Raw genomic sequence first — 24460 nt, 5'->3', positions numbered from 1 at the left:
ACTGGTTCTGGTTCGGCTCGGTGGCGTCCATCTTCATCTCGTTCTCGGCCGTGATCATGCTGAACTCACGGTTCGCGATCGAGGTGTACGTGCCGTCGTTGAGCCTGCCCGCGGCGATCGCCGTACCGAAGTACCGGCCCGACCGCGCGGCCGCTGCGGCCAGCGTGGTGCCGGGCGCGGAGCCTCCCGCGGTGGAGGTGGCGGTGGGCTGCGGCGTACCGGTGGGCTGCGTGGTGGTGGGCTGCGGTGTCGAGGTGCTGCCGGGCGTGGGCGCGGCACCCACCCGGACCAGCCGCCACTGCTGGTTGGCGGTCGCCCGGTCGGTGTACTGGACGACGGTGCCGCCGTCCGCGGTCGACCAGTTGTAGACCTCGAGCGCCTTGTTCGAGTTGCGGCTGATGAACCGGACCGAGTTGTTGTCCAGCCCCGTGAGGCTCCACTGCTGGTTGTTGACGTTGTAGTCCGTGTACTGCTGGACGCCCGCGCCGTCGGCGGTGGACGCCCCGATGACGTCGAGGACCTTGCCCGAGTGGCGGCTCTGCAGGCGGTAGTACCCGCCCCCCGAGCTCACGAACCGGAACTGCTGGTTCGCCGCGTCCGTGCGCGTGTACTGGCGGATCTCGCCGCCGTTGGCGGTCGACCGGTTCCACACGTCCAGCGCCTTGCCGCTGTTGGCGTTGACGACGACGTAGTAGCTGTCGGTGTCCACGGTGATGGCGGCCGAGGCCGCGGTCGACCAGGCGGTGAGGCCGGCGCCGCCGAGGGCGGCGACGACGAGCGTCGCCACGGCGATGCGTCGCCGTGGCGTGCGCAGTCCGGTCCTGCGCCGGCGGACCGTGACCGGCGGCCGCGGGGGTAGAGGTGTCTGGGGCAACGGACGTCTCCTGACGTTGCGTGGGGCTCACAGGTGCTGTGCACCACCTGAGTGCTCCAGGAGAGCGCCGAAGGTTGCCCCGGACGCCGGACGTCCTGCGGACCGCAGCGCGACCGGACCTCGCGGGCTTCGCGGGCCTCGCCGCCGCGCTACCGGGCGACGTCGCCGAGCACCCGTGCCACCGCCGTCCGCACCACCTCGACCATCCGGACGTCGTCCCCGGCCTCCCCGGTCGCGACCAGCTCGTCCGGTGTCAGCCACTGCGCCGAGTCGATGCTCTGCCGCTCGGCCCCGTCGAGACCGGCGAAGGACGTCGTCGCGTCGTCCGGCACGAGCACCGCGAAGAAGACGAGGTCCTGGACGATCCACCGACCGGCCCAGGAGAACTCGACGCCGTACCGGGTGAGCTCGGGCGTCACGTCCGCCGGGGCGACGACGATGCCGGTCTCCTCGAAGAGCTCGCGGACCGCGGCGTCGCGGTGCGTCTCGCCCGCGTCCACGCCGCCGCCGACCGTGAACCAGAACGGGTCGTCGGGGGTGTCCGGGTCCCAGCCGCGCAGCAGGAGCACCCGGCCGTCCGAGCGCACGGGGAGCATCCGGCCGGTCGTCCGGACGACGGTCGCACCGCGCGGCGGGAGCACCTCGGCGGCCGGTGCCGTGACGTCCGGCCCGGCGTCCGGCGGGTGGCTCATGCCCTGGACCCTACGACCCCTCGCCGAGGCGCCGGCGCCTCAGTAGGGTCGGCGGAGACGTCGACGGAGACGACCGGGGAGAGACGATGACCGAGACCCAGGACCGCACCGACCACCCGCCCGTGCTCCCCGGGGCCGAGCCGATGTCGCACGCGGGCGACCGCCGCGGCGCGCTCGTCGTCCACGGGTTCACCGGCAGCCCGATGTCGATGCGACCGGTCGCGGAGGCGTTCGCGGCGGCCGGCTGGACCGTCGAGATGCCCCGCCTGCCCGGCCACGGCACGACCGTCGAGGACATGGCGAACTACGTCTGGGCCGACTGGACCGCCGCCGCGGACGCCGCCTACACCGACCTCGCCGCCCGCACCGACGCCGTGGTCGTCGTCGGGCTGTCGATGGGTGGCGCGCTCGCGGCGTGGCTCGGGGCGCAGCACCCGGACGTCGCGGGCCTCGTGCTCGTCAACGCCGCCGTCGAGCCCGACGACTTCGCGCCGCTGCTCGACCAGCTGCGCCCCGTGCTCGCGAGCGGCGAGCGGTTCGCGCAGGGCGTCGGCAACGACGTCGCCGACCCGGACGTCGTCGAGCTTGCCTACTCGTCGATGCCCATCGCGTCACTCATCTCGTTCGGCGAGGGCATGGTGCCGCTCAAGGCGTCGCTGCCGTCGATCACCGCGCCCGCGCTCGTCGTCCACAGCCTGCAGGACCACGTCGTCCCGCCCGGTTCGCACGCCGCCCTCACGAGCCTGCTCGGCGGACCCGTCGAGGTGGTCGAGCTCGAGCGCAGCTACCACGTGGCGACGATCGACCACGACCGCGACCTCATCATCGAGCGCGCGCTGTCGTTCGCCGACGCCGCCGTCACCGCCCGCACGTAGTCACCCCCCCCACCACCCCGCTCATGCTCACGGTGTGAACCGTTCTCGGCGCCGTCGGGGGCCGGGAACGGTACGGGGCGCGAGCATGAGCGGGGGGCGGGTGTGGGTCAGACTTCTGTGTTCAGCAGGTCGGTGAGGGCAGAGTCGACCGCGTCGAGGTAGGTCTGCTCGAAGCCGAAGAGGCCGAAGTGGCCGGCGATGCTCGGGAGCACCCGCAGCTCGCTGCCCTTGATCTGCTCCTGCTCGGCCCGGCAGTCCCGGACCGGGAAGAACATGTCCTCGTCGATCGGCAGGACGAACGTCTTCGCGGTGATCCGGCCCAGTGCCGCCGAGAGGTCGCCGCCGGTGTTGCGGGCGACGTCCCCGTGCTGCCACTTCCAGCCCATGACGAGCAGGGCGTTGGGGTCCATGGCCTGGAAGACGCCGCGCACGAAGTTGTCCCGGAACTCGTGCATCGTCGAGAACGAGACGTCCGGCGGGAGCGTGATCCCCCGCCAGAACTCGGTCTTCCAGAACTCGGTCGACAGGCCCAGGACGCACCAGATGTCGGCGTGCCGGGCGAGGCCGTCGGCGACGTCGGTGTGCGAGGAGTACTCGCCGCCGTTGAAGCCGGGGTCCGAGGAGATCGCGTCGAGCAGCGTCTGGGTGAAGAGCCAGTCGTGCGGGGTGTTCTGCGCGGTGCCGGCGATCGGGGCGGCCCGCAGCACCTTGTCGGGGAAGCGCACCGCCCACTCGTAGGTCTGCTGCGCGCCCATCGAGCCGCCGACGACGAGCGCGAGCCGCTCGATGCCGAAGACCTCGCGGAGCAGCTGCTCCTGGGCCCGGACGTCGTCCCCGATCCGCACCTTCGGGAACCTCGACATCGCGACGGGGCCGTCGGTGTTGTGCGGGGACGTCGACAGCCCGTTGCCGATCTGGTTGACGACGACGATGAAGTACTTCGTCGGGTCGAGCGCGCGCCCCTCGCCGATGTAGACGAGCTCCCAGGTCTGGTGGGTGCCGCTGAACCACGTGGGGATGAGGATCGCGTTGCTCTTGTCCTCGTTCAACGTGCCGTAGGTGGCGTAGGCGACCTGGAGGTCGGGGATCGTGCCGCCCTCCTCGAGCGTGAAGTCGCCGAGGCCGTGCAGCTGGTACGCGCCCTGGACCTCGGGCGTGTAGAAGTCGTTGCGGATCACGTCTCTCCCTTGAGTCGTGCCGGGTGGATGAAGGCAGCAGAACACGGAACCCCGGGCCTGTCACCCGTTGCGCGGGGGTTGCAGGGCGGGTGCGGTGCCGGACGACGACGGCCGGACGGCGTGACGCGCGCCTCGCCACGCTCGCCGCCGCGGCTGGTTGGATCGCCGTCATGGACGCACGCATCACCGACGCCCTGACCGGCGCGATCACCGACGCGATCGGCGACGCTGCCGGGCAGCTCGCCGTCACGGTCTCCGACGGCGTCGCGACCGTCGAGCTGACCCGGCCCGACAAGCACAACGCGATCTCGTACGCGATGTGGCTCGCGCTGGCCCGGCTCATGCCGGTGCTCGCCGCGGACGACGCGGTGAGCGTCGTCGTCCTGCGCGGGACGGCGGGCGGGCCGTTCAGTGCTGGTGCCGACATCGGCGAGTTCCGGACGATGCGGGGCGAGCCCGAGGGGGCGCGGGCGTACGGCGAGGCGGTCGAGGCGGGGGAGCAGGCGATCGTCGACTTCCCGAAGCCGACGATCGCCGCCGTGGAGGGCTTCGCGATCGGCGGCGGCACCCAGGTCGCCCTCGCGTGCGACCTCCGGGTCTGCGCCGAGGACTCCCGGTTCGGCGTCACGCCGGCCAAGCTCGGCATCGTCTACGCGCTGCCCTCGACCGCCCGCCTCGTCGAGGTCGTGGGCCCGGCGTGGGCGCGCTGGATCCTGCTCACCGCCGAGCTGCTCGACGCACCGACGGCGCTGCGGATCGGGCTCGTCCACGAGGTCGTGCCGCCCGGTGCTGTGCTCGACCGGGCCTCAGCCCTCGCGTCCGTGCTCGTGTCGCGGGCGCAGGTCTCGCTGCTCGGCGGCAAGGCGATGGTCGACCGGGTCGTCGCCGGACATCTGGCCGAGGACGACACCGTCCGCGAGATCTACCACTCCTCGTGGACCAGCCCCGAGTACGCCGAGGGTGTCGCCGCGTTCCTCGAGAAGCGGTCACCGGACTTCCCGGCTGCGCGCCGGCCCTGACGCAGGTGACCCGGCGGTGACCGCACGGTGACCGGGCCGACCTATCGTCCCGTCGTCCTGTCCGCGGGCCGCACGGCGGTCCGGCGTCAGCCGAGGAGTCCTGTGCACCAGAACCGTCCCCGCTTCCACCGGCTGCGCACCCGGATGGTCGCGGCCGTCGCCGCCGTCGTCGCGTCGGTGGCCCTCGGGGCCACACCGGCCGCCGCCGTGCCGCTCGCCGAGTACAGACCCTCCGAGGGCGACGGGATCGAGGCCCGCGTCACGTGCAGCGACAGCGGGGTCACCTGGAACATCTTCGTGCACGTCGAGATGGACGGCTGGTTCTACGCCAACGGGACCGTCACGAACAGGTCGCCCAGAGCGAAGCAGACCAGGCTGGTCCTCGGCTACTTCTCGTTGCCCTACGTGTACGCGACGCAGTCCGGCACCGACCAGCCCGCGGTCGTCGAAGTGGGCCCGAGCACCCTGGAGCCGGGACAGACGCAACGCGTCGTGATCCACGGAGGCAACAGCCCTGGCGTCGACCGCTGGATGGACGAGCTCTGGACGTACGGCGTCGTGCGGCCGACCGTGTCCTCCAAGCCCCGGCTGGGCCAGCCCTGGCACTCCACCACGTGCAGTGTCGTCGAGTACACGCTGCAGATCGCCTCGAGCAACTGGGAGTACGTGGACGAGTACCGCGTGGAGGGCACCTGATCTGCGGGGCGAGCTGCCTCGCTTCGTCTCACCCGACCGGCGCGGCGGCGGCGCTCAGGGCCCGGACGAGACCGTGAGCCGGACGACCGAGCCGGGCTCCACCGACGCCCCTGCGGGCGGGTCCTGCCGCAGGACCTCTCCCGCGGTGGCCGCCGACGAGGCCGTCTGGACGACGACGCTCAGCCCGACCTCGGCGAGCAGCTGACTGGCCTGCGCCTCGGGCTGGCCGGTGAGGTCCGGCACGGTCACCGCGACCGGGGCCGGCGCGGCGGGGGTCACGGACACGACACCCGAGTCGCTGCGGGCCGCGAAGAACACCCCGCCCAGCACGAGCGCCGCAGTGACGAGGACGGCGATGAACGCGAGCACGCCTCCGATGACGAGCAGCACCTTGTTCGTGCTCGGCCCCGGCTGCGCCGCCCTCGGTGGCTGCGCCGTCGCGGGCGGGCCGAACGGGAGTCCGCCCGTCGTCGCCGGAGACGGTGCACCCGAACCGGCCGCGCCCGCGTGGCCGGCGGCGGGGAGGCCGGCCGGCACGGCGACCGTCGACCCCGTCGGCAGCCCGGCCGCCGACCTCAGCTCCCGCGCGTAGGAGGCCGGGTCGCCGAGCTCGGCGGTGAGGTCGACACCGTCTGCCGACAGCTCGGACAGGTGCTCCTCCAACCCGCCGACGAGCCGGGACCGCTCGGCAGGGTCGAGGTCGGCGCACGCCGCCTCGACCGCCGCGAGGAACTGGCGGGCCTGCTGGGTCTGGGTACTGCTCATGCGATCTGCCCCTCCGCGGCGGGCACGACGGCGCTCACGGCGCGGACGAGCGCGTGCCAGTCGTGACGTACGTTCTCGAGCGCCAGACGCCCCGACGGCGTCAGCGTGTAGTAGCGGCGGGCGGGGCCCTGGCCGCCGTCGCCGAGGTACGAGGTCACGAAGCCCGCGTCGTGGTGACGCTGGAGCGTCCCGTAGACCGACGCGTCCCCGACCCCGGTGAACCCGGCGTCCCGCAGCTTCTTGAGGATCGCGTAGCCGTAGGCGTCGTCGTCGGCGAGCGACCACAGGACGACGATCGGCAGCACGCCCTTGAGCATCTGCGGGGTGACCATGCGGCGACTATCCCGCTTTACGGAGTAGTCCGTCAAGCGGTGACCGCAGGGTCAGCGCCCGAGAGCCCGTCTCGCCCCCGCGACCGACGTCGTCCCGACGTCCGCGCGCCGCCCGTCACGGCGGCCGACGTCGTAGCCGCCACCGACCCGGATCCGGCGGCCGCGACGCAGCCCGAGGTCCGCGAGATAGGCGTCGACCGCTCGGCCGCGGTCGACGAGCGCGAGCGTCGAGCCGGGCTCGGCCTGCTCGGCCTCCGCGTGGACGACCTCGCGGGTCGACCGCAACCGGTCGGCCGCACCCTGGCCGAAGCCGATGAGGTAGTCCCGGCGTAGCGCCGTCCGCTCGCTGCCCGAGAGCAGTCGGGCGCCCGGCTGCTCCCTGACCGTGCGCCACCATCGGTCGAGCGCGACCCGGCCCTGGAGCACGAGCGACGTCACGAGCGTCTCGACGGCGCGGACGTCCGACTCGTGCCCGACGAGGACGAGCGTCGTGCTCGTCGCGCCGCGGACCTGGAGGTAGTAGGTGCGGACCGTGCCGTACTCGCCGGCGACGGCGCTGCCGAGCGTCACGAGCGCCCGGCCGTAGACGCCCGTGAACGGGATCCGCTGCTCGACGATCTCCTCCGGGCGCACCTGCTGCCCGCGGCGCGCGGCGGCGACCGTGGCCTGCTCGATGCCGTGCCGCAGCATGAGCCGCTCGGCGTGCTCGGTGAGCGCCTCGGCCTCCTCGGGCGTCGTCGACTCGGCCTTGGCGAGGAGCAGGGCGACGCGCTCCTCGACGGAGGTGCGGCTCGTCTGGTTCGTGGTGGTGCTGCTCATGGTGGTGCCAGCCTTCCGTAGCGACGGCGGCCCGGTGCGCCCGGACCGGCCCCCACCGCGGACAGCGCAGAGCATGCCGCACACCACCGACAGGCGGACCCGGGCGGTTCAGCCCGCGGGGTCGCGCGGAGCCCTGCGCGACCCCGGGCGCCCGCGTGTGAGGAGGTACGCCAGGACGTGCGTGGTCCACAGCAGCGGGACGACCGCCGCCGCCGCCTTCGGGGACGCGGTGGACGGCACCCCGGCCGTCCGCAGGCGGCGCCGGGCCCAGAGCCAGAACGGGATCACGACGGTCGGTGAGGTGATCACCCCGGTCGTGTACCGGCGGGCGGCCACGCTGATCGCCATGTGCCCGAACCCGTGGACGCCGAAGGCGAGCAGCGCGCTCTGGTAGAGCCCAGAACGGCCGCCGGTCCGGTGTCCCTGCGCCGCGGCGGCCACGACCGTGGTGCCCATGAGCACCACGGCGGCGTTCACGTGCCGCTGCGGAAGGCCGCCCTCGCGCCAGCCCGCGGGGAGCGGCACCCGGTCCGGGACCTTCGCCAGGAGCCGTCGCGAGTCGGCCCGCATCGTCGCGACCTCCTCGAGGTCGTGCACGAGCCAGGCCACGAACAGCCCCCACGTCGCCGCCCTCGTCGCCGCCCTGTCCATCGTCGTCCGCACGGCGTCCCCCTCCTGCCAGGCGCCGACGCTAGGCGGTCCGCCGGCCGGGATCCCCCGGCGGAAGGTCCCGCGTCCGTCGCGCGCGGTGTCCACGGACCGGCGGGGCGACGCACGCCACGCCGTCCGCGCTGCGCCGGGTGACCGGATCGTGAAACGCTCGTCCCATGCGCGACGGAGCGACGGACGGTGCGGTCCGGGTGGGGATCGGCCTCGCGGCGGTCGGACGCCCGGCGTACATCAACTCGGGGCGGGCCCGAGACTTCAACGGCGAGCGGGACGTCCACGCGCTGCGGCACCGCACCTGGCTCGTCCTCGACGCGGCCTACGAGGCGGGCATCCGGTACGTCGACGTCGCGCGCTCGTACGGCGGGGCCGAGGAGTTCCTCGCGGCCTGGCTCAGCGACCGGGGCACCCGCCGGCCGCCGGAGGCCGAGGACGTCGAGATCGGCTCGAAGTGGGGCTACCGGTACGTCGGCGACTGGCGGATGGACGCCGCCGTCCACGAGGTCAAGGACCACAGCCTCGCCGCGTTCACCGAGCAGGTCACCCAGTCCAAGGGCCTTCTCGGGCAACGGCTCTCGGTCTACCACGTGCACTCGGCGACGCTCGACACCGGCGTCATGCACGACCGGCTCGTGCACCGCGCGCTCGCGGGGCTGCGGGCGGACGGCGTCCGGGTCGGCATCTCGACGTCCGGCCCGCGGCAGTGCGACACGATCCGGCGGGCGCTCGAGATCGTCGTCGACGGCGAGCTGCTCTTCACCTCGATCCAGTCGACGTGGAACCTCCTCGAGCCCTCGGTCGGCGACGCGCTCGCCGAGGCGGCGGACGCCGGGTGCCGCGTCATCGTCAAGGAGGCCGTCGCGAACGGCCGGCTCACACCCTCCGACCCGCACCCGAACCCGCAGCTGCAGGGCCTCGCCGACCGGGTCGGGGTGCCGCTCGACCGGTTCGCGACGGCCGCCGCGCTCGCCCAGCCGTGGGCGTGGCGGGTGCTCTCCGGCGCCGCGAACCCCGAGCAGCTGCTGAGCAACGTCGCGGCGGCCGGTCTGGCGCTCGACCCCGGCATCCTCGACGAGGCCCTGTCGTACGCCGACAAGCCCGAGGACTACTGGACCGCCCGCAGCCACCGCGCCTGGGCGTGACCAGGATCACGTATCAAGACCCGTTGCGGCACAACAGGTCTGCGGCACCGGCGCACGAGGCCGACTGATCGGGGAAGCAATCCCACGGGCGCCCGGTTGGCGCACTCGTCGGTCGGGCCACCGTCGTCCCACCGTCGCGCAGACCTCCTCGGGCCGGTCCCGGTGACCGGCCGAGGCCATCGAGGGACCGTCCGGCCACGGTCCCGCCGTACGACGGAAGGCTCCACCTCTCGTGCACATGCACCACCCCAAGGCCGCCCGACGTCTCACCGCCCGCCAGACCTTCGTGCTCGGCGCGGCCACCGCCCTCGGCCCGCTCTCCATCGACCTGTACCTGCCGGCCTTCCCCGAGCTCGCCCGCGAGCTCGGCGCGAGCGAGGCCGCCGTGCAGCTCACCCTCACCGCCTGCGTCGTCGGGCTCGCCCTCGGCCAGCTCGTCGCCGGGCCGGTCTCGGACGCCGTCGGCCGCCGGGTGCCGATCGCCGTCGGCCTCGGGGCCTGGGCGCTCGCCTCGTTCGCGTGCGCGCTCGCACCGTCGATCGCGACCTTCACCGCCCTGCGCTTCACGCAGGGCCTCGCCGGCGCCGCCGGGGTCGTCGTCGCGCGGGCCGTCGTCCGCGACCTCGTCTCCGGGCCGGAGCTCGTGCGGTCGTTCTCCAAGCTCATGCTCGTCGTCGGCGTCGTCCCGATCCTCGCGCCGACCCTCGGCGGCCTGCTCCTCGAGCGGACGTCGTGGCGCGGCCTGTTCGTCGTCCTCGGTGTCGTCGGGGCGCTGCTCACCGGCGTCGTCCTCGTCGGCCTGCGCGAGAGCCTGCCGGCCGACCGGCGGCGCAGCGGCGTCCGACGGGCGCTCGGCAGCTACAAGCTGCTGCTGCTCGACCGCGGCTTCGTCGGTGCGGCCGCCGTGGTGTCGCTGACGTTCTCGGCACTGTTCATCTACGTGTCGAGCTCGTCGTTCGTGCTCCGCGAGGTCTTCGACCTCACGCCCGGGCAGTTCGGCCTGCTCTTCGGCGTGAACTCCGTCGGCCTCGTGCTCGGCAACCAGGTGAGCGGGCTGCTCGCGAACCGGTGGCCGGCCGCCGTCATGCTGCCCCGGGCCGTCGGCCTCGGGCTGTTCGGCGCGGTGCTCGTGCTCGTCGCCGGCCTCACCGGTGCCCTCGGCGTCGTCGGGGTCGTCGTGCCGCTCTTCGTCATCGTCTTCTCCGTCGGGGCGGCGATGCCGGTCGCCTCGAGCCGCGCGATGAACGCCCACCCGGAGCGGGCCGGCGCGGCCTCCGCGCTGCTCGGCGTGCTCCAGTTCGCCGTCGGCGGCGCGCTCGCCCCGCTCGTCGGTCTCGCCGGCGGCGCGACCGTGCTGCCGCTCGCCGGGCTCATGACGGCGTGCCTGCTCGGGTCGCTGCTCGTGCTCCGGGTCACCCGCCGGTCGGCCGCGGCGCTCGCCACGGCCTGAGCCCGGGCGCCGGGCCCCTCGGGCCGGACCGGCACACCCGACCGGTAGCCGCTCCGGGCCGCCGGCCGCCCACCGGGACGGCGACGCTCAGGCCGCCGTCCACGGGTCGACGACGTCCAGGCCGAGGCCTTCGAAGTCCTTGGTGTTCCGCGTCGCGAGGATCGCGCCCTGCACCTGGCAGATCGCCGCGATCTGGGCGTCCAGCGTCGAGATCGGGCGACCGGCCCGCCGACGCTTCGCCATGAGCGCGCCATAGGCCTCCGCGGCCGCCCGGTCGAACGGCAGGACCGCGCCCGGGAACGCGGCCCACACCCGGGCCGCGGCCTGCGCCTTGGTCTCGCGGCGGCGACCGGCCGGCATGTTCTCGATCCCGTACGTCACCTCGCCGACGGTCACCGACGTCGTGGCGAACCCCGGCCTGCCCTGTCGACGGAGCCAGTCGATCACCGCCGGGTCGGGCGCTGCCTCCATGAGCTCCGACACGACGTTCGTGTCGAGGACGATCACGACCTGAACTCGACCGGGCCGGGGTGCGCCTCGCGGGCCGGGATCTCGAGATGGACCCCCCCGACGTCGTGGAACACATCGATGAGCATCGAGACGAAATCCGGGTACTGCGGACCGTCGTCCGTGACCGCCGCCGTGAGGATCTCTCGCATCTCCGCCTCCATGGACCGCCCGTTCCGGGCCGCACGCACGCGCAGGCGGTCCCGGACGCCGTCGTCGAGATCGCGAATGCTGACCGTGGCCATGGGTCACCTCACTGCGGAGTTCACAGACGCATGATCAAGCTACGTCCGGCGGCGGATGCTGTCAATGACGGCAATGACAGCAGTGCCGTCACGGCCGGGACGTGTCAGCCGTCCTGGGCCGGGTACCGGTTGCGCAGCGCCGCGAGCACGGCGGCGGTCCGCCCGGGCAGCGGCTCCTCGCCCTCGACCGCGTCGAGGATGCCCCGGCACGCCTGGTCGACCTCGAAGGCCTCGAGCAGCCGGTCGTCGAGCAGCTCGCGGCGGTCCGCGGCGTCGAGCTCGGCCCGGTAGGCCCGGAGCAGCTCCTTGCGCGCCTCGGTCACCCAGGCGTCGACCTCGTCGGTCACCGCGAAGCCGGCCTTGGCGTCCGCGGTGCGGCCGACCCGGTCGACGCTGCGCAGCAGCCGCGCGACGTCCCAGGCGGCGGGCAGGAGCAGAGCGGTCGCGCCGGGGTCGTCCGGGTCGGGAAGGCCTACGCCACCGCCGGGCACGCCGTCGAAGTCGGTGATCGACAGGCCGCCGCTCCAGCGGAGCACCTGACCGATGTGCAGGTCGCCGTGCACCCGCTGGACGACGACGCCGTCGGCGTCCGCCGCGACGTCGAGGAGCGCGTCGACGGCCGCGGTGAGCGTCTCGTTGCGCGCCTCGAGGATCTCCACGGCGTCCGGTGCGGCCCACTCGATCCGGCCCTCGAGCACGTTCTGGTAGGCGGTCTCGAGCCGGCGCATGATCGCGGTGTGCCAGCCGATGACGGTCTCGCCACCGGCACGCCGGACCGGCTCGGGGACGACCTTGCTCGGCCGGGCGAGCGCGAGGTGCATGTGCGCGGCGAGCCGCCCGAGCCGGGCGGGCGCGTCCTTGATCCACGGGTCCGGCCGCGGCGACCCGCCGGTGAGGCCGAGGTGCTCCTCGACGAGGTCGAGCACCCACTGCCGGCCGTCCCGGGCCCGCGGCAGGTACGCCGTCGCGAGGGCGCACGGCACCTCGCGGCCGCTGGGCGCCGTCCACAGCAGCATCCCGTGCGTCGCGGGGACCTCGTGGAAGCCCACCTCCGCGAGGTGGGTCAGGGTCAGCGGTGCGGGGTGCGGCCGGTCGCCGACCCGCAGGTTCCAGCGGACGACGACCCGCTCGCCGACCGCGACGGCCTGCGAGTCCTCGTCCTCGAAGACCTCGCGCTCCCCGCTGGCCTCCGGCGGCGGGACGACGCGCAGCAGCCGGAAGCCGTCGACGGGCGGGCTCACGTGGTGGCGCAGGTGGTCGACGAACGCCTCGGCGGCGCCGTCCCCCTCGAGCGCGTCCTGCCAGCCGGCGGCGACCCGCCGCCGGCGGGGCGCGCACCGGTACGTCGTCGGCACACTCAGGTCGCCGGTCTCCTCGACCATGAGCGTGATCTCGAACCCGAGCGGGAACGCGGCCACGACCGTGCCGGTCGTGCGTGCCGCTGCCTCCACGTGCTTCCTCCGACCCCCATGTCCACGATGCCCGTGAACCGTACATCTCTCCCCGGAGGAACGTAACTGCCTATTCGTCCACCCACCGTGCCCGGAGCATTAACGGACCGTGTCGAGCGCGCGCAGCACGGCGTCCGCCTCGGTGTCGGGGTTGACGAACACCAGACGCAGCACCGGCGCGCCTCCCCAGCGGGTCGGCACGCAGAGGATCCGGCCGGCGCGGGCCTGCTCGGCCGACCACCGGGCGTAGTCGGCCTCGGCCCAGCCGACGCGTTCGAAGAGGAGCACGGAGAGGTCCGGCTCGACGACGAGGCGCAGGAACGGGCGCTCGCGGATGCCGTCCGCGACCGCGCGGGCCGTGGCGAGGCAGCGTTCGACGGCGTCGACGTACCGGTCGGTGCCGTGCGTCGCGAGGCTGAACCACAGCGGCAGGCCGCGGGGCCGCCGGGAGAGGTGGATCGCCAGGTCCGCCGGGTTCCACTGCGCACGGTCGACGTGGTCGAGGTAGCTCGCCGTCTGCTGGTGCGCGGCCTTCGCGAGCTCCGGACGGCGGTACACGAGGATGCACGCGTCGTAGGGCGCGAAGAGCCACTTGTGCGGGTCGACGATGAACGAGTCGGCGTGCTCGACACCGGCGAACAGGTGCGCGACGCTCGGTGCCGCGAGCGCGGCTCCGCCGTACGCGCCGTCCACGTGCAGCCAGACGTCGTGCGCAAGACCGGCGCCGGCGGCGTGCTCGCGGCAGGCGGCGGCGATGCCGGCGAGGTCGTCGACGAGCCCGCCGTTCGTCGTCCCGGCGGTCGCGACGACCGCGAAGACCCGGTCGCCGGCGTCCGCGAGCGCCGTCGCGAGCGGTGCGCCGGTGAGCCGGCCGCGGGCGTCGCCCGGCACGAGGACGACGTCGACGTCCATGACGCGCGCGGCCGAGCGCACGGAGGAGTGGGCGTCCGTCGTGCAGGCGACGGCCCAGCCGTCCTCGGGCCGGCGCGGCAGCCCGGCGGCCTCGCGGGCGTCGGCCGCGGCGTGCCGGGCGGCGACGAGCGCCGAGAGGTTGCCCGTCGTCCCGCCCGCGACGAAGCAGCCGCCGGCCGAGGCGGGCCAGCCGAGCAGCGACGCGACCCAGGCGATGACCTGGTTCTCGGCGTGGATCGCGCCGGCGCCGCACTCCCAGAGGCCGGCGAAGATGTTCGAGGCGCTCGTCGCGAGGTCGAACGCGGCCGCGCTGCGGGTCGGTGCGGAGGGCACGTACGCGAGGTTCATCGGGTCGTCCTGGGCGCGGGTCGCGGGGACGACGACGTCGGTGAAGACGGTCATCGCCGCCTGCGGCCCGATGCCGGACGGCGTGACGGTGGCGCCGGTGAGCGCGTCGAGGTCCGCCGCGCTCCGGGCGGACGTCGTCGGGTCGCCGCCGCCGGCGAGCCGCTCGGCCGCCCAGCGCAGGACGGCGGCGACGGTCGCGGACTCGTCGCCCCAGCTGCCGGCCGGCCCGGTCCCGCCGGGGGCGGGCGACGGCGAGGGCGGGGTGGACTCCTCGGCGTCCCTCAGTGTCGTCATGGTGCCCAGGATGCGCGTAGAGGAGGCACTCTGGTCAACAGTCGACAGTTTCGCTAGACAAGTTGTCCATCTGGGAGGGTGATTGTGGCGCCGATCACGGGCGGACTGCGGGCCATCGGCGGCCCAGGGGTGGCACTGCTGCACCCGGGTTCCCGGACTTTCTCTGCGCAATGGCAGCGTCACGGCTGGTGATCGGGCACCATGGGTGACTCCACGATCGGTCACTCGACGATCACTGCGTGACAGGTTGCGGCGCGGGGACGCCCTCGGTCGCGACCGATGAGAACGGTGCGTCAGTCCTGCCCGGGCCCGCGGGCGGGGTCCGGCGTACGCACCCACCTGGCCCTGCGGGGCCTACTCGGCCCTGCGGGGCCTCGGGCGAGGGAGGAGCATGCTCGTCGCGGGCGCCGGCGCGCTGACCGACTCCGACCGGTTGGCGATGTACGAGACGCTGCTCGACGACGCCCGCTCCCCGCTGCTCGTCACGACCCTGCCGACCGCGCAGGCACCGTGGCCCCCCGTCGTCCACGTCAGCCCGGGCCTGCTGAGCCGCAGCGGCTGGGACGAGGCCGAGGTGCTCGGCAGCGACCCGCGCCTCTTCCACGGCTCCGGCACGGACGCCGCCACCGCCGAGCGGCTCGTCGCCTCGATCGCCGCGGGCGGCGGCCCGACGACCGAGGTGCTCAAGCTCTACCAGCGCGACGGCACCGCGATCTGGGTCGAGGTGACGGTGAGCCCGCTGACCCTGAGCGGCGGCACGTTCCTCGTCTGGGTGCACCGGGACGTCACCCGCCGCCGGCTCGTCGAGGCCGAGCGCCGCGACCGGGAGGCCTTCGTCCGCTCCGTCCTCGCCTCGCTCCCCTCGCAGACCGCGGTCGTCGACGGCGAGGGCGTGGTCACCGCGGTCAACGACGCGTGGATCCGCTACTGGCGGGTGCACCCGGCGCACGACTTCCCGCCCGAGGAGGCGACGCCGCCCGGTCAGGACCCGACCGTCGGGATGCACTACCTCGACGTCTGCGCCGGCGCGTACGCCGCACCGGCCGGTGACGCCGGCCCGGCCGCCGAGATCGCGGCCGGGCTCGCCGACGTCCTCGAGCAGCGCCGTCCGGCCTTCACCACCGACTTCGCGCTCGCCGAGCGGCACTCGATGCGCTGGTTCCAGGTGCAGATCGTCCCGCTGCGCGGCCGGCCCGGTGCCGTCGTCTCGCACCAGGACATCACCGAGCGCAAGCTCGGCGAGCAGGTCCTCGCGTTCGAGGCGACGCACGACCCGCTGACGGCCCTCGCCAACCGGTTCGCGCTGCGCGACCTGCTCGACGGGCTGCTGCCGCCGCGCCCGGGCAGCCCCGCCCCCGCACTGCTCTTCGCCGACCTCGACGGCTTCAAGGCGGTCAACGACGGGCTCGGCCACGGCGCCGGTGACGAGGTGCTCATCGAGGTGACCCGGCGGCTCGTCCGGGTCGCGGACGACGCGACGATCGCCCGGCTCGGCGGCGACGAGTTCGCGCTGCTCCTGCCCGAGGCGGACGAGGCGAGCGCGAGCGACCTCGCGGTGCGTGTCGTCGAGGTGCTCCGCGAGCCGTACGACGTGGCGGGTCTGCGGCTCACGGTCTCGGCGAGCGTCGGCGTCGCGGTCGCCGACGGCACCCACCGCACGCCGGGCGACCTGCTCCGCGACGCCGACGCCGCGATGTACCAGGCGAAGGAGCGCGGCCGGGACAGGTACGCCGTCTTCGGCCCGCAGCTGCGCGAGCGCGCCGTCCGGCGGGTCCGGATCCTCGACCGGCTGCGCCACGCGATGAGCGAGCCCACCCCCGACGGGCTCACGCTGCACTACCAGCCGATCGTGTCGTTCGCCGACCGCCGCCTCGTCGGGCTCGAGGCGCTCGCCCGGTGGCGCGACGACCGGCTCGGCGTCGTCCCGCCGGGGGAGTTCATCGAGGTCGCGGAGGACTCGGGCCTCATCGTCCGGCTCGGGATGTGGGCGCTCGTGCAGGCGTGCACCGACGCCGTCGCCGCACCCGGCGACCTCACCGTGAGCGTCAACGTCTCGCCGCGCCAGCTCGCCGACGCCCGGATCGTCGACGTCGTCGAGGAGGCGCTGGCCCTCACCGGGCTGCCGCCGCACCGGCTCTGCCTGGAGATCACCGAGGGTGCGGTGATGTCCGACATCGACGCCGCCGTCGTCCGGCTCGGCACGCTGCGGGCGCAGGGCGTCCGGATCGCCCTCGACGACTTCGGCACCGGCTGGTCCAGCCTGGGCCACCTGCAGCGGCTGCCCGTCGACCGGCTCAAGGTCGACCGCTCGTTCGTCGAGGCGCTGCGCGGCGAGACCGAGCCGGTGCTCCCCGGTCCCGGCCGCGGCGCGCCCTGGGACCGCGACGCGCCCGCCCGGGACCGCGACGGTGCCGCGGCGGTCGTCTCCGCCATCGTCGCCCTCGCCCGCGGCCTGGGCATGCGGGTCACCGCCGAGGGCGTCGAGACCGCCGAGCAGTTCCGCTACCTGCGCGAGCTCGGCTGCGACGACGCGCAGGGGTTCCACCTCGGCCGGCCGGCACCGTGGGGTGCGCCCCAGGTCGTGCTCCCCGACACCGGGGACCAGGTCGTCTCCTGACGTTCAGGCCCTGAGGTCGAGGACGACGTCCGCCCCGGTCGGCACCTCGCGCCGGCCGGCGGCGTCGAGGAGCCACGCCGACTGCCGGCCGTGCACGCGCCACGTGGTCCCGGGGGCGGCGGCGTCGCCGTCCCAGCCGCCGAGCCCGCCGACGAGCGCGGTGTCCTCGTCGACGCCGACGACGTGGACGCCGGCCGGGGCGCCCGCGACCCGCCGCAGCACGAGGTCCGGCATCCACGACGCGAACTTGTCGAAGTGCGGGAGCACCTCGACCATCGGGACGACGCCGAGCCCGTCGAGCGCCGGCCGCCACGGCCGTCGGACGTCGGGCAGGCTCGCGGACAGCGCCATCGCGCCGGCGCTGCAGCCGGCGAGCGCCGCCCCGGCCCGCCAGGCCGCGAGGATCGCCTCCCAGACCGCCGTCCCGCGCAGCGTCTCGGCGAGGCAGGCCGGGTTCCCGCCGGACAGGTACACCAGCCCTGCGCCCTCGACGAGCGCGGCGAGGTCGGGGCGCTGCGCGTCGTCCCGGTCGCGGACGTCGACGACGACCTGCTCGACGCCGATCCGCTCCGCGGCCTCCTTGCCGAGCCCGTGCCAGCGGGCGAGCGAGTCCGCGCCCTCGGGGGCGGCCGCCGTCGCGAGCTGGACGTAGCGCGGGGCGCGGCCCTCGAGCAGCGCGCGCTCCAACGGCTCGAGGACCGGCAGGTACTCACCGGAGCCGACGAGCGCGACCGGCCCCGCCGTCGTGCGGAGCAACGCCTCGTGGGCACCACCCGCCGGAGCCGGTCCGGCCCCGTCGTCGCTGCCGCTGGTGATGCCGTCGCCGTCCGTGTCCACGCCGCTCCGATCCATCGTCGATACCGAATTGCAACATGCCGCAAGTGCACTTCGCGCGTCCTCCGCACCTCTTACGGTGGCGGAGTCGATGCTCGACGGGGGCGATCGACCTGCAAAGGTCTGGACCGAAGCGACGTCGAGGGGGACACGGGGACATGTACGGCCAGGAGAGGGATCGCGCCATGGCGGCGAGCATCACGACGACGTGCCCGGGCTGCGGCACGGTCGTCCTCGAACGCGAGGACCTGCTCCTCGTCGTCGACCGGTGGGCCGACGTGTCGTGGTACCAGTTCGACTGCGTCGGCTGCGCCCGGCGCATCGTCAAGGAGGCGCCGGAGCCGGTCGTCTCGGCGCTGTCCTTCGCGGACGTGCCCGCGTTCTGCGTCCCCGCCGAGGTCTACGAGCGCAGGGACGGCGCCGGCCGGCCGGTGACCGACCGGCTCGGCGCCGACGACCTGCTCGACGCCGTCCTGCTCCTCGCGGGCACGGACGACGTCGTGGCGCTCGCGACCGCGAGCAGCTGACGCCCCGGGGCAGGCCTCAGAGCGAGCCCCAGTCCGGCCGCAGCGGGAAGTCCGCCGCGCCGTTCTCGTGGAGCTTCACCCCGAGCACCTGGTGCAGCTGCACCTGGTTGCGCTCGAACCCGAGCCGCGACCCCGCCATGTACAGGCCCCAGACCTTCGCCGTCGCCTCGCCGACCTCGGCGACGCACTCGTCCCAGTGCGTGACGAGGTTGGCGCACCAGGCCGCGCACGTCTTCGCGTAGTGCTCGCGGAGGTTCTCCTCGTGGCGCACCTCGAAGCCGGTGTTCTGCATCACGGTGATGATCTTCCCGGAGCCGGTGAGCTCGCCGTCCGGGAAGACGTACCGGTCGATGAAGCCGCCGCGCACCCGCGGCACGTGGATGTTGTCCGGTCGCGTGATGCAGTGGTTGAGGAGCCGGCCGCCCGGGCGCAGCTTGCGGTAGAGCACGCCGAAGTACGCCGGGTAGTTCGCGACGCCGATGTGCTCGGTGAGACCGATCGAGCTGATCGCGTCGAAGCCGCTCTCGACGACGTCCCGGTAGTCGAGGTGGCGGACCTCCGCGAGGTGGTCCAGCCCTTCGGCCTTGATCGCGGCCTGCGCCCACGCGGCCTGCTCCTGCGAGAGCGTCACCCCGAGCGCGCGGACGCCGTTGCGGGCGGCGTGCCGCACCATGGCGCCCCAGCCGCAGCCGACGTCGAGCAGCCGCTGCCCCGGCTGCAGGCCGAGCTTGCGGAACACGAGGTCGTACTTGGCGGCCTGCGCCTCCTCGAGCGTGGCGTCCGCCGTCGGGTACGCGGCGCAGGTGTACGTCATCGACGGCCCGAGGACCATCTCGTAGAAGCGGTTCGAGACGTCGTAGTGGTGCTGGATCGCCTCGGCGTCGCGGCGCTTGGAGTGCCGCAGGCCCTCGAGCGCCCGGCGCCAGTCGGGCAGCGCCTCCTGCGGCGGGGGCGTCGGCGGCAGCAGCTGGGCCGGGCCGAGCGAGCGGGCGACCCGGGTCAGGGTCCGGGCGTCCGGCCGCCGCCAGTGCATCGCCTCGGCCATGAGCCGGAGCAGCTCGTACGGGTCGCCGGGGTGGACGCCCGTCAGCTCGAGGTCGCCGGAGACGTACGCCCGGGCCATCCCCAGCGAGCCCGGCGCCGTCGCGAGGTAGGCCGTGCCGCGCGGCGTCCGCAGGTGCAGTCCGAGCTCGGCGTCCGCGGGCCCGGCCGCGCTGCCGTCGTAGGCCGTGAACCGGAACGGCATCGGTCCGTCGAGGAGGGTGAGCAGGACCTCGGCGAGCGTCAGGCGGGTGCCGTCGTCCCCGCTGTCGCTGCGCCAGGGGCTGAACATGAGCGCCATCGATGACCTCCCATGCGTGGCGTCTTCACGCTGAGTCGCCGGTCAGTAGTTCGCCGACGCGAACAGCACTCTACGAGGAGCACCGGGTGATGCCAGCGCGAATTTCGCGGCGTTCGCGTCACGCTCCGTGCGGGAGCGCCGCGACGAAGATCGTCCGCCGACGGCTGACGGCATCGTCCGTGGTGCGAGCATGGCGTCCGTGGCCGATCTCCTGCCGTTCCGGGCGCTGCGCCCCACCGTCGACGCCGCGGCCGAGGTCGCTGCGCCGCCGTACGACGTCGTCGACGAGGCCGAGGCGGCCGCGCTCGCGACGGGTCGGCCGCGCAGCTTCCTCCACGTGACCCGCCCCGAGATCGACCTGCCCGCGGGCCCGGACGCCGCACACTCCGCCGCCGCGTACGCCGCCTCCCGGTCGGCGCTCGCGGCGCTCGTCGGTGCGGGCGTCCTCGCGCGCGACGCCGGCCCGACGTACACGGTCTACGCGGCACCGGCCGCGGACGGCTCGGGCGGCACCCAGGTCGGGATCGTCGGGCTCGTCAGCGCCGCGCAGTACCGCGCGGGCGTCGTCCGCACCCACGAGCACACCCGGCCCGACAAGCTCGAGGACCGGCGGCGCCACATCGAGACGGTCGGGGCGCACGACGAACCGGTCCTGCTCCTCGCGGCGCCGGACGCCGGGGTCGACGAGGTGCTGGCCGCCGTGACGGCCCGCCCGCCGGACCTCGACGTGCCGCAGGCGGTCGACGGCGGTGCGTTCCGGCTGTGGGTCGTCGGCACCGGCCCGGACGACGCCGCCCACGTCGCCGCGCTCGGGGCCGCCTTCGCCGCGATGCCCGACCTCTACGTCGCCGACGGCCACCACCGCAGCGAGGCCGCGGCGCTCGTCTGGGACGGTCACGGCCATCCGGCCGGCGGCCCGGACGACGCACCCGTCGGCTGGTTCCCCGCGCTCGTCATCCCCGCCGACCGGGCGTGCGTGCTGCCCTACGACCGGCTCGTCACCGACCTCGGCGGCCGGACCCCCGAGGGCCTGCTCGACGCGCTCGCCGCCGACTGGGAGGTCGCCGCGTCGGCCGGGCCGGTGCGCCCCGCCCGGCGCGGTGAGGTCGGGCTCTACCTCGGCGGGCACGGCTGGCACCGGCTCACCGTGCGGCCCGGGGTCGTCCCGGACGACGCCCCGCCCGTCGTCCGCCTCGACGTCTCGCTCCTGCAGCGCACCGTCCTCGACCCGTTCCTCGGGATCAGCGACCCCCGCACCGACCCGCGGATCGGCTTCCTCGGCGGCCGCACCCCCGCCGACCTCGCCGCGATCGTTGACGGCGGCCGGTTCGCCTGCGCCTTCACGCTGCACCCGACCTCACCGGACGACGTCATGGCGGTCGCGCTCAGCGGCGAGGTGATGCCGCCGAAGTCGACGTGGTTCGCGCCCAAGCCGTACAGCGGCCTGTTCGTCCACGAGACGGTCCCGGTGGTCTGACGACGTCCTGCCGTCGTCCTGCCGTCGTCCTGCCGTCGTCCTGGACCTGCCGTCCCGGCCGCGACGGCGGCATGATGGCGCCATGACGAGCGCCGCCGTCCGCCCGCTGCACGACCGACCGCCGGTCACGACGTCCTCCGTGCCGCCCGTCGTCCGGCTGCCGAAGGGCCGCGTCGCGCACGAACGGGCCGTCGAGGCGCTGCTCGACAGCTACCGGCGGATCCCTGCGGGGGCCGGGGTCCGGCTCGCGAAGCGGACGTCGAACCTGTTCCGCCCCAGGGCGCAGGCGGCCGGCCCCGGTCTCGACGTCGCCGCCCTCGACGGGGTCGTCAGCATCGACACCGCGGCCCGGACCGCCGACGTCCAGGGCATGTGCACGTACGAGAACCTCGTCGCGGCGACGCTGCCCAAGGGGCTCATGCCGCTCGTCGTCCCGCAGCTGCGCACGATCACGCTCGGCGGCGCCGTCACCGGGCTCGGCATCGAGTCGACGTCGTTCCGCAACGGGCTGCCCCACGAGTCCGTCCTCGAGCTGGACGTCGTCACGGGCGCCGGCGACCTCGTCACCGCGACCCCGGACGGCGAGCACGCCGACCTGTTCCGGGGGTTCCCGAACTCCTACGGGACGCTCGGCTACTCGGTGCGGCTGCGGATCGAGCTCGAGGAGGTCGCCCCCTACGTCGAGACCCGCAACGTGCGGTTCGCGAGCCTCGACGAGCTCGAGGCGGCGATCGGCGCCGTGGTGCGCGACGGCGCCTGGGACGGCGAGCGCGTGGACTTCCTCGACGGGGTCGTCTTCTCCGCGACGGAGTCCTACCTCGTGCTCGGCGCGTGGGCGCACGACGTCCCGTCGTTGTCCGACTACACCGGTCAGGAGATCTACTACCGCAGCCTGCGGGACCGGGGCCGGGACGCCCTCACCGTGCACGACTACCTGTGGCGCTGGGACGTCGACTGGTTCTGGTGCTCCAAGGCGTTCGGCGCCCAGAACCCGGCCGTGCGCAAGGTGTGGCCGGCGAGCCGGCGGCGCAGCGACGTCTACCACCGGATCGTCGGGCTGGAGAACCGGTACGGCGTCGCCGCCAGGATCGACGCCTGGCGCGGGAAGCCGGCCCGGGAGCGGGTCGTCCAGGACGTCGAGGTGCCCGTCTCGCGCACGGCGGACTTCCTGCGGTGGTTCCTCGACCACGTCCCGATGACGCCGGTGTGGCTGTGCCCGCTGCGGGTGCGCGACCACGGCGGGCCGCTCGGGGACGTCCCGGACGGTGCGCGGCCCTGGTCGCTCTACCCGCTGCGGGCCGGCGAGACGTACGTGAACATCGGCTTCTGGGGGACGGTCCCGATCGAGGCCGGCCGCGCGGACGGCGACGTCAACCGGGCCGTCGAGGCGGCCGTCTCCGGGTTCGACGGGCACAAGTCGCTCTACTCCGACTCGTACTACGACGAGCCGGACTTCTGGGAGAGGTACGGCGGCGACGCCTACCGGCCTCTCAAGGAGAGGTACGACCCGGCCGGCCGGCTGCTCGACCTGTACGCGAAGGCGGTCGGGCGGCGCTGACCGGGCGGCGCTGATCAGGGCGCAGGGCTCAACCCCCGGGGGGTGCGGGCCGATCAGCAGGGGGTAGGGCCGGTCGCACGGACAGGGGGTACTCGGATGGGGGCACGCGCCACGGGCGCCCCGCTCCCGACGGCTGCCGTCCACGTGGGCCGGCAACCGATCTTCGACGAGACCGGGGCGCTCTACGGGTACGAGCTGCTCTTCCGTGACACCGCCGGCTCGACGGCCGCGGACGGCAACGGGGACGCCGCGACGACCCGCACGATCCTCGCCGCGTTCACCGCCTTCGGCGTCTCCGACCTGCTCGGCGGCCGGCTCGGCTTCGTCAACCTCACCCGGTCGTTCCTCGTCGGTGAGCTCCCCGTGCCGTTCGACCCCGGCGGCGCCGTCCTCGAGGTGCTCGAGACCGTCGAGATCGACGACGACGTCGTGGCCGGCACCCGGCGGCTCGCCGAGCAGGGCTACCCGATCGCCCTGGACGACTTCGTGTGGTCCAGCGCCGCCGAGCCGCTCCTGGAGATCGCCTCGATCGTCAAGGTCGACGTCCTCGGGCTGACGTGGGACGAGGTCATGACGACGGCCACCCGCTCGGCCCGGCACGGCTGCCGGCTCCTCGCGGAGCGTGTCGAGGACGAGGCCATGCTGACCCGCTGCACCGAGGCCGGGTTCACCCTGTTCCAGGGCTACCACCTCGGCCGGCCGCAGACGATGACGGCGCAGACGCTGGCCCCCGGGCACGCCGTCGCCCTCCAGCTCCTCGCCCGGCTCAGCGACCCGGCGACGACGGCCCGGGACGTCGAGGAGATGCTCCGCTCCGACCCCGCCCTGACGTTCCGGTTGCTGCAGATCGCCAACTCGGCGTCCAACGGCCTGACCCGCAGCGTCTCCTCGATCCGCGACGCCGTCGTCCTCGTCGGGCTGCAGACCCTGCGTGCGTGGCTCGTGCTCATCACGCTCTCCGGCATCGGCGGCAGCGCGGACCGGCTCGGCGCCGCGCTGACCCGGGCCCGCACGTGCGAGACCGTCGCCCGGGGCTCGGCGACCGTGCGCCCCGACGTCGCGTTCACCGTCGGGCTGCTCGACGGCATCGCCCAGAGCCTCGGGACGGACGGCGAGCAGCTCCTCGAGCGGCTCCCGCCGCTGTCCGACGAGCTCGCCGCCGCCCTCGCCGGCGGCCGCGGCCCGCTGCGCACCCTGCTCGACGCCGTCCACGGCTACGAGACCGGCGACCTCGCGGCCGTCGCGGCGTCCGGGGTCGACCCCGGTGCGCTCGCCGAGGCGTACCTCGGTGCGCTGGCGTGGACGAACCGGACGGCGTCCGCGGTCGGTTGAGGGCCGGCCGGCAGCCGGCCCGCCGGCTCAGTGCGCGGCGACCGCCCCGAGCGGGCGCCGAATCCGGGCCAGCAGTCGGTGCGCGAAGCGGTCGCGTCGTGTGAACCGCGAGACCTTCACCGGCTTGTCCGGCACCGAGGCGAACCCGAGGTAGTACCCGGCCTCGCAGGCCGCCCCGCACAGCGCGTCGAAGCGCCGTTCGGCGGCGTCGAAGGACAGGCTCGCCCGCTCGTAGCCGGCGAGGTCGGTGTCGGCGAGCGCCGCGGTCATCCGGTCGTTGGCGGCCGCCATGACCCGGGCCGTGACGTCGAGCGCGCGGGTCAGTTCGCCGCCCGCGCGGACGTCGCTGCCGGCCCGGACCTGGACGACGGAGGGGCCGGCGACGGCGGCGGCGCGCAGGGCGCCGAGGGCGCTCGAGGTCGGGCACATGGCACTCACTCCTTCAGGGTTCGTCACCCGGAAGGAGTCGTCGGGCCGGGGCCAGATACGGCTCCGGCGGCCGGACGTG

General features: G+C 74.3%; 24 protein-coding genes. 10 read left to right on the top strand and 14 right to left on the bottom strand.

Features of this window, described 5'->3' with window-relative positions; genetic code table 11:
* Both ECOMGDLI_RS08305 and ECOMGDLI_RS08300 read right to left on the bottom strand, forming a co-directional pair.
* A partial coding sequence (locus ECOMGDLI_RS08305) for an RICIN domain-containing protein (protein ID WP_198954673.1) occupies positions 1-787 on the bottom strand: 787 nt, incomplete at its 3' end.
* Between the two features lie 236 nt (positions 788-1023).
* A complete protein-coding gene (locus tag ECOMGDLI_RS08300) occupies positions 1024-1566 on the bottom strand; it encodes an NUDIX hydrolase (RefSeq protein ID WP_088315959.1) in 543 nt (180 codons plus the stop codon).
* An 86-nt stretch (positions 1567-1652) separates the two neighbouring features.
* On the opposite strand from ECOMGDLI_RS08300, the gene ECOMGDLI_RS08295 reads away from it, so the two are divergent.
* Positions 1653-2441: a carboxylesterase gene (locus ECOMGDLI_RS08295; protein ID WP_088315957.1), complete on the top strand. Its 789-nt coding sequence runs from the start codon at positions 1653-1655 to the stop codon at positions 2439-2441.
* A 107-nt stretch (positions 2442-2548) separates the two neighbouring features.
* Here the strand turns inward: ECOMGDLI_RS08295 and ECOMGDLI_RS08290 are convergent, their stop codons facing one another.
* Positions 2549-3619: an alpha/beta fold hydrolase gene (locus ECOMGDLI_RS08290; protein ID WP_088315955.1), complete on the bottom strand. Its 1071-nt coding sequence runs from the start codon at positions 3617-3619 to the stop codon at positions 2549-2551.
* A gap of 170 nt (positions 3620-3789) precedes the next feature.
* On the opposite strand from ECOMGDLI_RS08290, the gene ECOMGDLI_RS08285 reads away from it, so the two are divergent.
* Positions 3790-4638 (top strand): enoyl-CoA hydratase/isomerase family protein, encoded by an 849-nt coding sequence (locus ECOMGDLI_RS08285; RefSeq protein ID WP_088315971.1) that lies wholly within the window; start codon positions 3790-3792, stop codon positions 4636-4638.
* Between the two features lie 102 nt (positions 4639-4740).
* Positions 4741-5334, top strand: a complete 594-nt coding sequence (locus ECOMGDLI_RS08280; protein ID WP_088315953.1) for a hypothetical protein — start codon at positions 4741-4743, stop codon at positions 5332-5334.
* 54 nt (positions 5335-5388) lie between these two features.
* On the opposite strand, the gene ECOMGDLI_RS08275 is transcribed toward ECOMGDLI_RS08280, so the two are convergent.
* The 4 genes from ECOMGDLI_RS08275 to ECOMGDLI_RS08260 form a co-directional block, all read right to left on the bottom strand.
* The gene (locus tag ECOMGDLI_RS08275; protein ID WP_143447579.1) at positions 5389-6099 is read right to left on the bottom strand and encodes a PASTA domain-containing protein; all 711 of its coding nucleotides are present in this window, start codon (positions 6097-6099) and stop codon (positions 5389-5391) included.
* A complete protein-coding gene (locus ECOMGDLI_RS08270) occupies positions 6096-6431 on the bottom strand; it encodes a PadR family transcriptional regulator (RefSeq protein ID WP_088315952.1) in 336 nt (111 codons plus the stop codon). The genes ECOMGDLI_RS08275 and ECOMGDLI_RS08270 overlap by 4 nt, the downstream gene beginning before the upstream one ends.
* A 51-nt stretch (positions 6432-6482) precedes the next feature.
* Positions 6483-7250 (bottom strand): DUF2786 domain-containing protein, encoded by a 768-nt coding sequence (locus tag ECOMGDLI_RS08265; protein WP_158220940.1) that lies wholly within the window; start codon positions 7248-7250, stop codon positions 6483-6485.
* Positions 7251-7358: 108 nt separating this feature from the next.
* The gene (locus tag ECOMGDLI_RS08260) at positions 7359-7913 is read right to left on the bottom strand and encodes an HXXEE domain-containing protein (protein ID WP_143447578.1); all 555 of its coding nucleotides are present in this window, start codon (positions 7911-7913) and stop codon (positions 7359-7361) included.
* 164 nt (positions 7914-8077) lie between these two features.
* Between ECOMGDLI_RS08260 and ECOMGDLI_RS08255 the strand changes: the two genes are divergently transcribed.
* Together ECOMGDLI_RS08255 and ECOMGDLI_RS08250 are read left to right on the top strand one after the other, a co-directional pair.
* Positions 8078-9058: an aldo/keto reductase gene (locus tag ECOMGDLI_RS08255; protein ID WP_088315946.1), complete on the top strand. Its 981-nt coding sequence runs from the start codon at positions 8078-8080 to the stop codon at positions 9056-9058.
* 238 nt (positions 9059-9296) lie between these two features.
* Entirely contained in the window at positions 9297-10508 is a 1212-nt protein-coding gene (locus ECOMGDLI_RS08250) for a multidrug effflux MFS transporter (protein WP_088315967.1), read from the top strand.
* A gap of 87 nt (positions 10509-10595) precedes the next feature.
* On the opposite strand, the gene ECOMGDLI_RS08245 is transcribed toward ECOMGDLI_RS08250, so the two are convergent.
* The 4 genes from ECOMGDLI_RS08245 to ECOMGDLI_RS08230 all read right to left on the bottom strand — a co-directional run bounded on the left by ECOMGDLI_RS08245 (position 10596) and on the right by ECOMGDLI_RS08230 (position 14265).
* Complete coding sequence (locus tag ECOMGDLI_RS08245; RefSeq protein WP_088315944.1) at positions 10596-11015, bottom strand: type II toxin-antitoxin system VapC family toxin; 420 nt, start codon at positions 11013-11015, stop codon at positions 10596-10598.
* Positions 11012-11260: an Arc family DNA-binding protein gene (locus tag ECOMGDLI_RS08240; protein ID WP_088315942.1), complete on the bottom strand. Its 249-nt coding sequence runs from the start codon at positions 11258-11260 to the stop codon at positions 11012-11014. Before ECOMGDLI_RS08240 ends, ECOMGDLI_RS08245 begins: the two co-directional genes overlap by 4 nt.
* Positions 11261-11364: 104 nt before the next feature.
* The gene (locus ECOMGDLI_RS08235) at positions 11365-12711 is read right to left on the bottom strand and encodes a hypothetical protein (RefSeq protein WP_088315940.1); all 1347 of its coding nucleotides are present in this window, start codon (positions 12709-12711) and stop codon (positions 11365-11367) included.
* A gap of 99 nt (positions 12712-12810) precedes the next feature.
* Positions 12811-14265 (bottom strand): pyridoxal-dependent decarboxylase, encoded by a 1455-nt coding sequence (locus ECOMGDLI_RS08230; RefSeq protein ID WP_088315939.1) that lies wholly within the window; start codon positions 14263-14265, stop codon positions 12811-12813.
* Between the two features lie 391 nt (positions 14266-14656).
* Between ECOMGDLI_RS08230 and ECOMGDLI_RS08225 the strand changes: the two genes are divergently transcribed.
* The gene (locus ECOMGDLI_RS08225; RefSeq protein WP_088315937.1) at positions 14657-16882 is read left to right on the top strand and encodes an EAL domain-containing protein; all 2226 of its coding nucleotides are present in this window, start codon (positions 14657-14659) and stop codon (positions 16880-16882) included.
* A 3-nt stretch (positions 16883-16885) separates the two neighbouring features.
* Here the strand turns inward: ECOMGDLI_RS08225 and ECOMGDLI_RS08220 are convergent, their stop codons facing one another.
* Positions 16886-17719: a Type 1 glutamine amidotransferase-like domain-containing protein gene (locus ECOMGDLI_RS08220; protein ID WP_158220939.1), complete on the bottom strand. Its 834-nt coding sequence runs from the start codon at positions 17717-17719 to the stop codon at positions 16886-16888.
* A 182-nt stretch (positions 17720-17901) separates the two neighbouring features.
* Here ECOMGDLI_RS08220 and ECOMGDLI_RS08215 point away from each other — a divergent pair, with 182 nt between their 5' ends.
* Positions 17902-18243, top strand: coding sequence for a hypothetical protein (locus ECOMGDLI_RS08215; protein WP_088315933.1), 342 nt, complete (start codon positions 17902-17904; stop codon positions 18241-18243).
* A gap of 16 nt (positions 18244-18259) precedes the next feature.
* Here the strand turns inward: ECOMGDLI_RS08215 and ECOMGDLI_RS08210 are convergent, their stop codons facing one another.
* On the bottom strand, positions 18260-19576 hold the full coding sequence (locus ECOMGDLI_RS08210; protein WP_088315965.1) for a class I SAM-dependent methyltransferase: 1317 nt from the start codon (positions 19574-19576) through the stop codon (positions 18260-18262).
* A 208-nt stretch (positions 19577-19784) separates the two neighbouring features.
* Here ECOMGDLI_RS08210 and ECOMGDLI_RS08205 point away from each other — a divergent pair, with 208 nt between their 5' ends.
* From ECOMGDLI_RS08205 to ECOMGDLI_RS08195, 3 genes are all read left to right on the top strand, one after another.
* Positions 19785-21062: a DUF1015 domain-containing protein gene (locus tag ECOMGDLI_RS08205; RefSeq protein WP_158220938.1), complete on the top strand. Its 1278-nt coding sequence runs from the start codon at positions 19785-19787 to the stop codon at positions 21060-21062.
* 82 nt (positions 21063-21144) lie between these two features.
* Entirely contained in the window at positions 21145-22620 is a 1476-nt protein-coding gene (locus tag ECOMGDLI_RS08200; protein ID WP_088315930.1) for an FAD-binding oxidoreductase, read from the top strand.
* Between the two features lie 96 nt (positions 22621-22716).
* Positions 22717-23952: an EAL and HDOD domain-containing protein gene (locus ECOMGDLI_RS08195; RefSeq protein ID WP_088315929.1), complete on the top strand. Its 1236-nt coding sequence runs from the start codon at positions 22717-22719 to the stop codon at positions 23950-23952.
* 27 nt (positions 23953-23979) lie between these two features.
* Here ECOMGDLI_RS08195 and ECOMGDLI_RS08190 read toward each other — a convergent pair whose 3' ends face one another.
* Positions 23980-24381, bottom strand: coding sequence for a hypothetical protein (locus ECOMGDLI_RS08190; RefSeq protein ID WP_088315927.1), 402 nt, complete (start codon positions 24379-24381; stop codon positions 23980-23982).
* Between the last annotated feature and the right edge of the window lie 79 nt (positions 24382-24460).

This window comes from Kineosporia sp. R_H_3, assembly GCF_002198675.1.
GTDB lineage: Bacteria > Actinomycetota > Actinomycetes > Actinomycetales > Kineosporiaceae > R-H-3.
The sequence above is the reverse complement of the archived record's forward strand: the minus strand, read 5'-3'. Positions and strand labels throughout refer to the sequence as shown.

Coding starts and splice junctions, on each gene's coding strand:
- ECOMGDLI_RS08255 (WP_088315946.1), top strand. CDS start 8,078: ATGCGCGACGGAGCGACGGACGGTGCGGTCCGGGTGGGGATCGGCCTC.
- ECOMGDLI_RS08240 (WP_088315942.1), bottom strand. CDS start 11,260: ATGGCCACGGTCAGCATTCGCGATCTCGACGACGGCGTCCGGGACCGC.
- ECOMGDLI_RS08195 (WP_088315929.1), top strand. CDS start 22,717: ATGGGGGCACGCGCCACGGGCGCCCCGCTCCCGACGGCTGCCGTCCAC.
- ECOMGDLI_RS08210 (WP_088315965.1), bottom strand. CDS start 19,576: ATGTTCAGCCCCTGGCGCAGCGACAGCGGGGACGACGGCACCCGCCTG.
- ECOMGDLI_RS08275 (WP_143447579.1), bottom strand. CDS start 6,099: ATGAGCAGTACCCAGACCCAGCAGGCCCGCCAGTTCCTCGCGGCGGTC.
- ECOMGDLI_RS08300 (WP_088315959.1), bottom strand. CDS start 1,566: ATGAGCCACCCGCCGGACGCCGGGCCGGACGTCACGGCACCGGCCGCC.
- ECOMGDLI_RS08190 (WP_088315927.1), bottom strand. CDS start 24,381: ATGTGCCCGACCTCGAGCGCCCTCGGCGCCCTGCGCGCCGCCGCCGTC.
- ECOMGDLI_RS08230 (WP_088315939.1), bottom strand. CDS start 14,265: ATGACGACACTGAGGGACGCCGAGGAGTCCACCCCGCCCTCGCCGTCG.
- ECOMGDLI_RS08270 (WP_088315952.1), bottom strand. CDS start 6,431: ATGGTCACCCCGCAGATGCTCAAGGGCGTGCTGCCGATCGTCGTCCTG.
- ECOMGDLI_RS08200 (WP_088315930.1), top strand. CDS start 21,145: ATGACGAGCGCCGCCGTCCGCCCGCTGCACGACCGACCGCCGGTCACG.
- ECOMGDLI_RS08215 (WP_088315933.1), top strand. CDS start 17,902: ATGGCGGCGAGCATCACGACGACGTGCCCGGGCTGCGGCACGGTCGTC.
- ECOMGDLI_RS08285 (WP_088315971.1), top strand. CDS start 3,790: ATGGACGCACGCATCACCGACGCCCTGACCGGCGCGATCACCGACGCG.
- ECOMGDLI_RS08250 (WP_088315967.1), top strand. CDS start 9,297: ATGCACCACCCCAAGGCCGCCCGACGTCTCACCGCCCGCCAGACCTTC.
- ECOMGDLI_RS08265 (WP_158220940.1), bottom strand. CDS start 7,250: ATGAGCAGCACCACCACGAACCAGACGAGCCGCACCTCCGTCGAGGAG.
- ECOMGDLI_RS08295 (WP_088315957.1), top strand. CDS start 1,653: ATGACCGAGACCCAGGACCGCACCGACCACCCGCCCGTGCTCCCCGGG.
- ECOMGDLI_RS08225 (WP_088315937.1), top strand. CDS start 14,657: ATGCTCGTCGCGGGCGCCGGCGCGCTGACCGACTCCGACCGGTTGGCG.